This is a genomic window from Stieleria sedimenti (assembly GCF_025060895.1).
In the GTDB taxonomy this organism is placed as follows: Bacteria; Planctomycetota; Planctomycetia; order Pirellulales; family Pirellulaceae; genus Stieleria; species Stieleria sedimenti.
In genome coordinates this window covers 25,456-39,093 of record NZ_JANZKV010000067.1, presented here as the reverse complement: position 1 = coordinate 39,093, position 13,638 = coordinate 25,456, and the positions used below count along the sequence as shown (strand labels likewise).

Here is a 13,638-nt window from a genome sequence, read left to right as displayed (position 1 = left end):
AGTGGACGAGGCGACGAGTCCTCTGCATGGGCGTATTGTCACGGGACTCGTCGCCTCGTCCACTACCGCCTACTCGAAACGCAAGGTGACACGAAAAATTAGCGGGTCGCGTCGCCCAAACGCTTCAAGAAATTCTGGCCGAATCGTCCGTAGTCTTGTCCGTCGACGTCGCCATCGCCGTCGCCGTCAAGGTGCGGATCGAAGGCCGGGTCGGTGCCGGATTTCAGGAAACTCAATCCGAATCGTCCGTAATCTTGGCCGTCCACATCACGATCGCCATCGGTGTCACCGAACAATCGGAAAAACGCGTCGATATTTTGTTGGCCCCAGACATGGTCGCTGGCCATTGCGGTTCCCTCGGCGGTTCGAATCTTGTCTGCGTCAATCAGCAACCGATAGTTGCCATCGCTGAGCGAATTGGCCAGCGTTCCTGAACCGGCACGAGCCACCGTGGACGCGCCGGCAAACCCGATTTGAACGACGGTGGTACCAGCGGAATCATCCGCCGTCACCGTGACTTGTCCTACGTCGGTCTCGGTGTCCGTGTTGGTCACGATGAAGGCGTCGGCGAGTCCTTGATGGTCGACGATCGCATCAAAGCGAACGACCAACGAGGTGAGTTGGGACCGCCCATTGCCGCCGTCGTTGACTTGAATACTCTGCACGCCCGGCGGGGTCGGAGCGTCCAGCAAGATCGTGTGAACACGGCCGCGATTGGACGAACTGGTCGGCGACGAACCCACGATCAGATCGACGTGCCCGTCTCCGTTGATGTCGCCCGCCGCAGCGACCGATCGTCCAAAGAAATCCGACTCGGCTAAATGAACGACGCCTCCGTTCGCAGTGCCGAGTGCGACGTGGTCAACCACCGATCCGTCACTGGCCAGGTACAACACGAACGCTTGGCCGGCTTGCTGGGTTTCTCCCACGGCATGCCCGTTCGCCCCGACGAGCAACTCGGTGACTCCGCTGGAATCAAGATCGCCGATGGCCGCGACGGAAGAGCCGAATTGCGACAGGCTGCCCAGGGCCGGTTCGTTGGGATTGGTGCCGTTGATCTCGTAACTCGACTTGACCGTTCCGTCGCGCTTCATGAACAGGATGTAAACGGCACCGCTGTTGGTGGTCACGCTGCGGTTGCCGTAGGCACCCACGGCCAAGTCCGTCACTCCATCACCGTCGATGTCGCCGAGCGACGTGACCGAGGTGCCGAAGTACGCGGAATTGGTCAAGGCCGGACCACCACCGGTCTGGCTGGCGATCAAGGTGGTTTCGCGGGCGGATCCGTCGTCGGCGGAAAACAGGATGTGCAACGCGCCCGAAAAGACGTTGTTGACTCGAACGAAATTTTCTCCGATCGCGAAATCCGGATTTCCGTCTCCGTCCAAGTCACCGATCGGCGCAAAGGTCGACAATTGGGGGAACCCGCCCGGGACGGTGGCAAGCATGTAGGTGTGCTCCTTGACCGTCCCATCGGCATTCAGCGTGACCCGGCTGATCGATGCCGTTTGATTGCCCGTCTGCTTGCTCATCACATACAGATCTGCAACGCCGTCGAAATCCAAATCGCCCGCCGGGGCGATCGCCATCCCGAATTGATCGCTGGCGTCAAACGGCAAACCCGTCGCGTCGGCGACGATCTTTTGATGACTCTTGATGCTGCCGTCGGCATTCATCATCGCGATGTAGACAGCACCGGCATCCAACGCCAGGTCATCATCACCGGGAGCTCCGATCGCAATGTCGTCGATCCCGTCGCCGTCCAGATCTCCGAGTGCCGCCACCGATGCGCCGAATTGATCGGACGCATCGAGCAGGGGAACACCGCCGATACCGCTCGATAGAACCGTCGCGCTGGCGGCGGTTCCCAGCCCCGGGTTGCGAATCGTGACCGGATAGTCTTCGACTTCACCCGGCCCAGAAGGCCCCACCGGCGATTGCGCCGCGGCGTCCGTCCCCAGTCTGAATCGGGCGAACGTCTCGCCGGCACTGCCGCCGGGGACGGGCGGGAACGGGAGCGTCACGATGGCTCGTCGGGTGCCGGCGAAAACCGTGGTTTGAGCGGATTCGTCGGCTTCAAAAACGCCGTTTCGGTTGTAGTCGATCCAGCCCGATAGCGTCGCCTCGCCGTCGGTCAGATTGGTCACCACCAGCGCCACCGTTGGCGACGCGGCGACGGTCAGCACCAAATCGCGATCAGCCGCCAGGACGCTGTTCTCGTCATCCGGGGCGCCGACCGCGTCGTCCGCCCCCGCCCAGGCGTTCTGCAAGGTCCCGTCGTCGGCATCGGCAATCCGGCCCAAGTACAGTCCGGCGGTGAGGACATGCGACGGGCCGTTGTCCGTTGCAAGTGTGTTGTAGTTTCCGGCAGAGGTTCCGATCGCCGTGTCGGGTGCGTCGCCGTAATCGATCCCGATCGCCGCGGTTTGGAAATTCCAGCGTTCATCGTCGAGACCTTCGTAAGGATCTCCGGGCACGTTTTTGACGACTCCGGCATCCAGTCGGACGTAATACCGGGTGTTGGCCGCAAGATCACTGAGAGGATCCAGGGTCAGGGTATCGCCGCTCAGCGAGACAGTGGACGAGGTCACGTCGATGGTCTCCACGATCGAATCGTCGGCGGCTAGATGGATCGTTGCCCGACCCGAACCGAGCTGGATGACTTGATCGAACCGGATCGCCAGGTCTTGCCCGGGGGCGACCATCGCGCTGCCTGCAGAGGGCGTCAATTCCTCCACACTCAACAAAACTCCGTTGACGTTTTCGATCCAAGCAAATCCATCGGAACTGGTCGACACCACGACGTCCAGATCGGAATCCCCGTCAAGGTCAGCGGTCGCCAAATCGATCGCCTGATTCGCCTTGTCGCTGAGCGTTCGGAGTTGGAAGTTCTGCGCGCCATCGTTTTCCAGCCATGACAGATCGGAAAACGAATTGGTCCCCTTGGCGATCGCGTCCATGTCTCCGTCGCCGTCCAAGTCGGCGAATTCGACCGCACGCACCGAGCTGATGTTGATCAGCAAACGTTTCGTAAAGGAGCCGGCCGCGTCGTTTTCGTACCAATTGACCTGGAACGAATCGGCGCTGACGACATCCAGCACCCCATCGGAATTGACGTCAAAGATCTCGACCGCGTAATGAAACCCCGTCGCGATCGCGTGCTGCGTCCATCCGGTTGCGGTTTGTTCGTACCAGCTCAGTCCGTCATCGTTGACGACAATGTCCAGGTCGCCGTCGCGATCCAGATCCGCCACTTCCATCAGGTTTCCATCCACGTTGCCGGCCAACGTCTGTTTGACGAAGGTTTGGTCGCCTTGATTGACATACAGCAACAGTAGATCGTCAAAATTGTCGACCGCGATCAGGTCCTGGTCGCCATCCTGGTCGTAGTCCACGACGGTGAAGTCTTGTGGCGTGGTGAGCTGGTTGTCGATGATATTCTTGGTAAAGCTCTCGTTGCCCTGGTTTTCAAACCAGCCGAGTTCGTCAGAGATCGGCAACAGATAGACGACGTCGATGTCCCCGTCACGATCAAAGTCGACTGCTTCGACCGATTTCGTGTTCCACTGGTTGTACAGCAACTGTTCGGTAAACGTCCCCGTGCCGTCATTCTTGAGCCACGCGACATTGTTGTCGCTGCCGTCGGGAAGGATCAGGTCGATGTCTCCGTCGCTGTCCAAGTCGACCGGGACGACGTTGCCACCGCTGAATTTTGGCGACAACGATTTCAGCGGATAAAATTCTCTCGAAGCAATTCGGGGCGGCTCGATTTCGACCCAATAATCTTCGACCTCGCCATCGGGGGCGTTGCCGGTCACGCCCAAACCGCCCGCGGTGCTCAGACGCACGCGGGCGAACGTTTCACCGGCGGAGACCCAGGCGGGGACATCAAATTCGATGACATGACTGCCGTTGCCCACGGTCACCGACGCGGCCACCTGTTCTGCTTTTCCACCGAAGTGGCCGTCGGCGTTGAAGTCGATCCAGGCGTCCAGGTACGCTTCGCTGGTGACATTGCGGACATCCACCGTAAAGCTGGCATCGATCTGCCCAACCTGCAACGAGCCAAACGCCACACCGTCTTCGTCATCGCTGGTGGTCACGTCATCCGCGTCGGCCGCACCAGACGGCGTGCCGTCGGGCTCGCTGTCTCGCAAGACGCCCAGTTGAGGGCCGAACAATGAATGCCGGGCACCCCCGTCGGCCTGTGTCACCGGGTAGGGCGCGGACGCATCACCAAAGTCGAACCCATAGCCGACCGCAAAATCCCACAAGCTGGGGTCTGCAATGCCGGCGAATCCACCGCCGCCGCCGATGAACGTTCCCGCATCGATCAACACGTCATAATCCGTGCCCAGTTCCCAAGCCAAGGACGGAGTGATGGTCACCGTCGGCCCGTCGAGGACCACTTCCGTGCTTGACGCGTCGATCGACGTGAAGATCGAGTCGTCCGCGGCGCGTTTGATCACAATCTGTCCGCTACCGATCGAGACCGCCCGGTCAAAGGTCAGGGTCAACGATGCATCGGGCGCGACGTCGCGTTCCCCGTCGATCGGCGTGAAACCAACCAGCGAGGGCCCCGCCACGATCGTTGCTCCATCGATGGAAAGCACGTATTCACCGCGGGTGAAATTCTGGGCGAAAACTCGAACGGTGTGGATCCCGATCGATCCGATGGTGATTTGCAGGGTCCCGCTTTCGCCGACACCGATGCGCCGTCCTTGCGGGTCAAACACTTCGATCGCAACGTCCAGTGCGTTTTCGATCAATCCGTCTGCCGATCCCGGGATCGTGGTTGCCAGGGTCAACGTGTCGCCGACCTGGGGCAAAAATTGGTAGTAGTCTTCATCGCCGAACGTCGTGTCGCTGAAATCGATGACTTCGATCGTGTCTTGATCTTGCGAGGCGGCCAACGCCGACTGCAACGGCGGGCTGTAGCTGACCAGGCGAGAACGTCCGCCCAATGGCGTCGCGTCCACCAACTCCGAATCGACACCCGCGGCAAAGATCCGCATCAACGTGTCGCTGGCGTCGGCCGCAAACACACGCGGGGTGAATTCTTCACTCGCCAGCAAGTAAATGACGTTGCCGTCGTGGTGCATCCGCGTCGGTCGAGCGTCGCTGCTCAGCGAGACCGTTTGGACCACGTCCAGCGACTGGACATCCACGACATGGACTTCGTTGTTTCTGCGGTACAGCGACGTCGCAACGTACAAGTAGTCGCCGGCGGCATCGATCGTCATCGCAGCCGGGCTCGGGATCTCCGTGATGACAGTTTGCAAATTCGAGTTCGCGCCATCGATACGAATCGCCGAGAGACCATTGCCGGATTGATGACGGACAAACAACAGCGATCCATCGGGAGAAAACAGGACTTCGGTGGGCGATGCCGCTCCGGTCGCCACCCGCGCGATTTCGGCCCGCGTCGTCGTGTCGACCAGCACCAGATCGCCGCTGCCGGTCACCGGAATCGCCAACAGTGAACCGTCCGGGGAGAGTTGTAGACGGGTGTAATCATACATTCCGCCGGATGCATCACCGATCGGAATCGATCCGGCAACGCTTGATGATGCGCCGTCGACGTCGATGAAATACAGCGAATCAGGGGAATCGGTCAGTCCCGTCGTCACCGCGTACGCCTGTGTTCCATCGTCGCTGATCGCGACGTCTCGCGGGAAGTAGTTGATGCCCGTCAGCGTGGCATCGACGGTACCGGCGACCAGATCAACCAGCACGACGGAGTTGGACGTGCTGGCGCTCGATGCGATGGCATATCGACCGTCGGGCGTGATCGCCAGCGAATCGACACGGAATCCGACATCGATCCATCGCGTCACGGACTTGCCGGCCAAATCGACGACGGACAAATTTCTTGAAGCGTAATTCGCCGTCACCGCGGTCAAGCCGTCGTCGGTGAGTCTCATGACGACCGGCGTGTCGCCTTCGATCGCCGATCCACCGATGCGTGTTTCCAGGACCGATGACGAGGGGCCACTGATGTCGATCCATGAATATTGATCATTCTGCAAGCGACTGATCTTCAACCCCCGCGACTCGGTCGGACTGGTCACCACGAAGTCCATCGAGGAATCATACGGCAGCGTTTTGACTCGCGTTTTCGACGCCAAATCAACGACATCGCCCGCCAGGACGTAGTTGCCGTCGGAACTGATCGCGAAACCCGACGTGTTGCCCGCTTGGACCGAAGCACGGGATCCGTCGGTCAAATCGATGAACTGCAAGGAGCCGTAGCGTCCGCCGATCAATTCCTGCTCGTCTGGAGAAAGCAAGACGTGGTTGGTCGTCAGCCCGGGCCCGTTGATCTCTTGAAGCAATGTGTTGCCGGCCAAGCTGATTTTGCTGATTGTGCTTTCAAACACCGAGCGTCGGCTGACCGCGTAAACGGTATTGCCATCAGCCGTCAACAAGATCGCCGGCGATTCGTCCGGCACCGGAATCGACGCGGCGAGGGAGCCCGTCGACAAATTAAAAATGTCGACGGTGGATCCCGCGACGTCGGTCCCCGGACCGATCAACTTGGTGCCATCGGGCGTCAACACAAAATCGGTGTAGTGGAACAGCGACCGTCCGGCATACCCAAAACTGCTCGCCCGTGAGACGGAGCCCAACCCGGAGGCTTCGAATTGATGGGTCTGGGCGAACGTGGTCAGCGAAACCGTGACGTACTCGCCACCGGCGGTCGCCACCACGGCACGTGAGCTGTCGCCCGTGGTGTGGACGCGATAAGGCCACGCCGACGACGTTGCAATGTCTGCGACCTTTGTCAGCGTCGCCAAGTCGATCACGGTGACCGTATTGCCGTCGGTGTTGGCGGAAACGGCATAGGCACCGTTGGGAGTCACGTCCAGGTCAACCGGCTTGCCTTCGACCGGGATTTCGGCCAGCAGGTTACCGGTCGCGGCCTGGTAAATGAGCACGTTCTCGCTGTCCCGGTGGGCGATCAGGTACCGCGAACCGTCCGGCGTGAAGACGACGTCGCGAATCATGTCGCCTTCGGGTGACGAATCCAGCGAAATCTGCGTCCGGTGGATCTCGGTCGTGTCGACACCGGGGCCGGCGGCAAAGTCGCCACCGAGATGCCCCACGACGCGTGGGGGTAATGCCAAACCTTGGGCCGTGTCGATCGAACCGTTGAGATCCGCGTCGATTCGGTCGCGATCCAGCGTCCCGCCGGATGTCACGGATAACACATAGTCGGAATCTCCGCCGACGACCTTCACATAGACGGTGCCGGTCACCGCGGCGGCAAAGTCATCGATCCGAGCGTCATCAGCATCGACGACGGCCAACGCCAGTGGCGATCCGTCAGCGGCGTGCAGCGACAATTCCAGCGGTCCGCTGCCGGATTGAGTCATTCCCGGTGACGCGACGGCAAACGTCGTCGGCACGTCGGCATCGAGCGAGATGGCAAACCAGTCGCTGTCGCTGCCGGTATCGAATGAGCCAATCACGCCGACTTGCGACACCGATTCGCTCGTCACGCTCCAGCCCGCGTCAACCGCTTCGGCGCCAGCCAACGTGTCGTTGCGGAGCGATGAAAACGGTTCCGTCTCAAGCACGGTCGAAAGCCCCAGCTGCAATGCGTACGTGCCGCCGAATTCCGAGACCGTCTCGACCACGACGGTGTAGTCACCGAAGACGGGAGCGGTCAACGCATTGATCACGATCGCCTCTCCGCCAGTCGCTGTCGCGTCGGCGAGGGTTGCCCCGGAGGGATCGAGGACGCGTAGTCTGGGTGTGGGAACACTGTCGCCGGCCAGACTGCCTGTCGATTGACTCGATGTTTCGAAATCGACCGAATGATGCCAGCCCGACGCGTGGGCGAGGGGCGATGCATGGCCCCTTGCGAACGCGTGCGGGCTAAAATCGACAGGCCGCAGCGCCGCCGGCTGCACGGCCAGGCTGATCGTTTGACCAGATTCCAAATTCAGTTGATAGCGATCTTCGTCGCTGCCGGAGTGCCAAAGCCCGGAGATGGACGTTTGGTGAACGCGGGATCCGAGCGGTGCCGACGCGGTCCAGACGCCCGGATAGCCCAACGTATCGATGTCCAGTGGAAACGACGCCGAGAACGCTTCGTTGGGAAAACCGTCGGTGTCGGCGACCGTGCCGCCGATCAGATCGACAGTCAGCAATGACTCCGTCGTGATGCCAGTCAAGTGATAGATCACCGTGTCCGCATCAACGAGGGTGAAGCGTTCGACCCGTCCGTCGCTGACGACCAGATCATCGATACCGATCGAGCCGGGTGACAGCGGTTCGCTGAAATCCAGTTGCAAGCTGGGGGCCGGCAACGACACGATGTCACCCTCGGCGGGCGTGATCGCGGTGACACGCAGCGGTGTCGGATCATAGAAGAACGTGGCGGCCAGTTCAGCAATCCCGTCGCCGTTGGAGGCTTGCGTGATCGTGCCGGCGGCGATCCGCAGGGTTTGGATGCCTTCGACGGCGACCGGTGAAACCGAAAACGTAAATTGGGCCGTGTCCGAGTCGAGCAGAACGACGCTGTCCGCGGCGATCGTGTTGACCGTCAGATCCGCGGCATTCAGGCTACCGGCGTTGATCGGGGCGGAGAAATCGATCGTGAAGGATGTCGGCGCGGTCTCGACGATCGTATCGGGCTGCGGCGAAACGACGGTCGCGAACAAGCCCATCCGTTGCAACGTTTTCAATGCGTTGATGCGTCCTCCCGTGACCGTCTTTCCGGTCAACGCCGGCACCGGATCGACGCCGCTGGTGATCGCTTGCCGGACCGCAGCGTAGGAGGCCGCTTGATTGCTGCCCCAAGCCAGTGCGGCGACGCCGGCGACATGCGGTGCTGCCATCGACGTGCCGCTTTTGGTGCCGTAGCGGTTGTTCGGAATCGTGCTGTAGATCGACGAACCGGGGGCACCGACATCCACCGTCGTGCGGCCATAGTTGGAAAACGACGACAGGGCATCCGACGAGGTGGTCGAGGCAACGGAGAGAATGTTGTTCAGGTCATAGGAGGCGGGATACGAGGCGAAAGAGTCGTTGTTCCTTGAATCGTTGCCGGCCGCGGCGACGAACAGCATGTCGGCGTCCCGGTTGGCGGCGATGGCGTCATACATCGTTTGAGAGTATCCGCCGCCGCCCCAGCTGTTGTTGGTCAGACGAATGTTGATGCCGTGATCACGCTTCATCTTGGTCGCGTAGTCGATCGCCCGGACCGCATCGGACAAGTACCCGCTGCCGCCGCTGCCGAGAAACTTGATCGCCATGATTTTGGCGTTCCAATTCACGCCGACAACGCCCGTCGCGTTGTTGCCGACCGCCGCGATCGTTCCGGCGACGTGTGTACCGTGACTGTTGTCGTCAAAGGGGTCGTTGTCGTTGTTGTAGAAATCCCAGCCGAAGAAATCGTCGACAAATCCGTTTCCGTCGTCGTCGATGCCGTCTTCGACACAGGTGCCTCGGCCCGCCGGGCATTCCACCGGATTGACCCAAATGTTTTGCGCAAGGTCCTCGTGGTTGTAGTCCACGCCGGTGTCGATCACACCGACGACCATGTCGCTCGACCCGGTCGTTAAATCCCAAGCTTCGGGCGCGTCGATGTCAGTGTCGTCCTGATTGTCGAGCCCCCAGAGCTGTGGAAACGAAGGATCGTCGGGGACGGCGTCGACCGCAACGCGATAATTCGGTTCGACGGAAATCACGTTCGGCGAGTTGTCAAAGGCATGCAACATCGCGCTGCGGATCAGTAGATCATCGAATTCGTACAACCGACGTTCAATCTCGGCGTCGACCGAAATCACTTGCTTCGGTTGGCGGCGCTGGAGCCACGCCTCGGCATTGGCGAACGCGTCGGATCCGTCACTCGACTGCGGCGCCGTCGCCCGGCGATCAAACTGCACCACCCATTGGCCGCGTCGAATCTCGACCGATCGGTCCTGCCAATACACCGATTCCGTTTCCGAGAGCGACGCACCAACGGCGATGGTATCCGGGCCGGCATCCAGGGCAGCCGCCAGCAAATACCGCTTTTCCAGCGACTCAACGCTCAGCCGCCTACGTCCATTGCTTCGGCCACCTTGGGACGGCCCTGCCGTTCGGCCGACGGCCGCAAACATCCGATGTGTCACTCGTGAACCGTGAAAAGAATTCCAGTGGGAAAAGAGGAGCTGTCCAGTATATCTGGTCGCCCGAACGGGTGCGTCGTAAGGAGCATCGATGACGCCTCGGGACGTATCATTTGTTACCGAAACCTTTTGTCAACGGAGCCCGACCCCGCTAATGGAAGCGTCGTTTCCTCAGGTTGGGGCCCGTAGGCTCGCGCCAAACGGCTGGTCGTCATTGAGATCAGCCGGTTCGCGCCACCGCCCGGGTCTCCTCATGGACGCTCACTGGGCGGTCTTGGGTTGAAGGCCACATGCGTCAGCCCAATGCCATCTCCTTTCGCTCTACAGGTGTTCGCGGAACGGCGCGAGCGGGCTGTCGCGTTTCAAAAACACCGTGAAAGACCGGAGGGCTCGCGCCCGACCGCTAACAAAAACACCCCGCTTGGCGTCAACGAAAGTGGCATGGGGCGTCAGCCAGGGGCCGCGCGGCGTCGCGCGCCGTAGAATCTGCAAATATCTGAGCGATTTTCGCCCCGCGGCGCGCAACCGAGCCTTTCCGCAGGCTCTCCTATCATCATTGCGCCAAAACCGAACGCTGCACGACGATTTCGAGGCACCGAGAGAAATGAATCATTCTATTGCTCACGCCATGCTCTTTTGCTGGATCCTCGGTGGGGCAACCGCCCTGGCACAGGAGTTTCCGTTCCAGCACACCGTCGAGGTCTATCGCAGCGACGAGGACGAAACGATCGCGTTCTCCTTGCGGCTGGAGCAGCCTTTCTTGGCCGAAGAGTTCGAGAAAAGCAACTACCTACGGCTGCGTTCGAGCGACCCCAACGCGTACTTGATCTATCCGAAAGAAACCAAGTTCCACCAAAAGCACGCCGAATTCTACGGCAGACTCAAGGGTAGCGGCAAAGTCGACGTGCAACTGTCCTATGAAACCGTCTCGGAAAATCTGGACGGATCACGCCGAGTTCAAGTCCGCGAAGGGACGATCACCCTTGCGATTCCCGACGTCCCGGCCGACCGTAAATCGGTCGGCCCGCGAAGCATTTTCGAAGACTGGGCCCGGCAACAGAACGAACACTTTGCGCGGCTGTTGAACTACTACCCTGACGAATCCTTCTTCCAATACTGCTTGCTTCAGTCCAAAGCGCGTTATGGCGTCGATCCGCCGGCGATTCCAAAACGCATGCCGACGCAAGACAATTTGGAAGACGGACTCTACAAACTCTTCACCGGATCGTTGGCGATTCAAGAGTCGCTGCAACGGCGGACGCTCAGTTCATCGACCAGCCGTGGGGCTTACACGCGTCACGTCAGTGAGATCTCACCACCACGCATCCGATCGCTCGACTACGAAGACCTGCTCAAACAACGGTTGGACAAGGAGAACGACGTTTCTGTTCAGGTTCACGAGATCTCCAAACTGGTTCCGTCAGACCAGTATTTCCTGCACTTCAATTCCTTCGCTTCGTTGGGTGAGACCGTTGATTTGGCGACCCAGTGGGGCGACGACCTGGTGCGGCTTTCGAAGTTGACCGCCCAGGACAATCGGTTGTTGGCCAAACTGGAGGAGCAGCTCGGCATCTCTCGATCCGGGATGGAGCAATTGTTCGCCCAAGGAGTAGCCACCGAAGTGGCCGTGACCGGCTCGGATCCGTATCTGCTCGACGGAACCGATGTCACCGTCATCATTCGCGTCAAGGATGAGCAGGCGTTCGCGAAGCAGCTCAAGGGCTGGGTCGACGAGGAGCATGGGCGACACCCCGACCTGGTCCAACGGGACTTTAATTACCGCGGGCATCAAGTGACCGCCCGTTACACCAGCGATCGGCTGGTCAGTGCGTTCACGACACGACACGACGATTACTATGTCTTTTCCAATTCCCACCGCGCCATTCGGCGCATCGTCGATGCATCGCTCGGTGAAATCGACCGCCTGCATGATGCCGCTGATTATCGATACATCAGCACCCTGATGCCACCGTCGGCAGACGCCAAGTCGGGATACTATTTCGCCTCCGACGCGTTTATCCGACGCATCGTCGCCCCGGCGGCGAAGATCTCGCAAAAGCGGCGCGTCGAATGTTTTAATAATCTGGTGATGCAAAACAACGCGTCGTTGTTCTTTCGCTTGGAATACGGTCGCTCGCCGAATTCGCTGAGCGAGATGATCGAGAAACGTTTCATCGCGGCCGACCGAATCACATGCCCGCACGGTGGAGCCTACGCGTTCGACGCAGACAGTGACACCTGCACCTGTTCGCTGCACAACCGACTCCGCTACCTGACACCCAATGCCGAACTGTCGGTGTTGAAGGTGTCGGCCGACGAAGCGGCCGAATACGAACGGTACAAGACACGGTACCAATCGTTCTGGCAAAAAGTTTTCGATCCCGTCGCGACCCGCATCACGGTTGCGCCCACCATGAAGCTGGAAACCTGCGTGCTGCCGATGGCCGGCAGCACGTATGACCAGGACGTGCGTGGCATGGTCGACCAAAACCCGCAGCCGATTGATGTCGCCACGATCGCCCCGTCCGCGGTCGCGTCGATGGTCATGGTCCCCGGGCGCAAGAACACCGCGCAATTCCTGATGGCGATCCCCGGCGTATCGGACGTGGTCTCGGAAGACCCGACGCTGACCGATCTGGAATGGTTGGGCGATCGCGTTTCGCTGCATTTCTGTGACGGCGAGATCGTCTTTGAAATCGACCCGACGCAACTGTCTCCGATCCAGCTGCCGTTCGTCGGCGAAGCGCCGGCGATGTGGCAGGCGCTCGCCGGCGGATTGATCTTGACGGCCAACATGCCGGTCTACGCCACGATCGACGTCGAAAACGATGAGAAAGCCGAACGCTTGCTCGAACAGTTTTCGCAGAGAGCATTTTTGAAGAGCGGTCACGTGGGGCCGTTGCCCAGCAAGTTCGATGCGTACCGGCTACCCAATTATCGCGATCACGAGATGTACGTCTTGAGCGCACGACTGCACGCGGTCGCGTTGCGTCTGCACATCGCACTGGTCAACGACCAATTGGTGCTGGCGACGAAGCCCGAGATCTTGCGCGAAGTCATTGACGCGAGTTCAAACGCGCCCTCCCAAGAACCATCACAGGCACAATTGATGTTCCGTCTCAATCATCAAGCATTGGACAAGCTGCAAGACGACGTCCACCTGCATTGGGCGGAAAAGTCGCGTCTGGCCTGTCACCGCAACATCATCTCGATCTACAACTTTCATCAGCTGTACGATGCCCCGATCGACCAGATCGCAACACTATCGGAAGCCAAATACGGGATCCGCTACTTCTGTCCCGAAGACGGCGAGTATTCGTTCGATGAAGGATCAAGCCAGGTCGTCTGCAGCGTCCACGGCAACCGCGAGTCGTCCCGTCAGAATCCGGGGCTGAACCCGAATTCGTCGTCGGCCAAATTCATCGAGAGCATCGACCAGATCATCGTGTACCTTCGGTACGAACAGGAAGCCATGATCGCGACCGTTGAGATCGACCGCAACGAAACACCGTGATGG

Annotated in this window: 2 protein-coding genes; one reads left to right on the top strand and one right to left on the bottom strand. The window is 60.1% G+C overall.

The features are described from left to right. Positions 1-98: 98 nt before the first annotated feature. The gene (locus tag NZK35_RS10730; protein ID WP_259632530.1) at positions 99-10,124 is read right to left on the bottom strand and encodes a S8 family serine peptidase; all 10,026 of its coding nucleotides are present in this window, start codon (positions 10,122-10,124) and stop codon (positions 99-101) included. 601 nt (positions 10,125-10,725) lie between these two features. Between NZK35_RS10730 and NZK35_RS10725 the strand changes: the two genes are divergently transcribed. Next, positions 10,726-13,635, top strand: a complete 2,910-nt coding sequence (locus tag NZK35_RS10725; RefSeq protein ID WP_259632529.1) for a hypothetical protein — start codon at positions 10,726-10,728, stop codon at positions 13,633-13,635. The last annotated feature ends 3 nt before the right edge of the window (positions 13,636-13,638 follow it).

Bases quoted from the DNA above. Each gene is read 5' to 3' on its own strand.
- NZK35_RS10725 (WP_259632529.1), top strand. From the start codon at position 10,726: ATGAATCATTCTATTGCTCACGCCATGCTCTTTTGCTGGATCCTCGGT.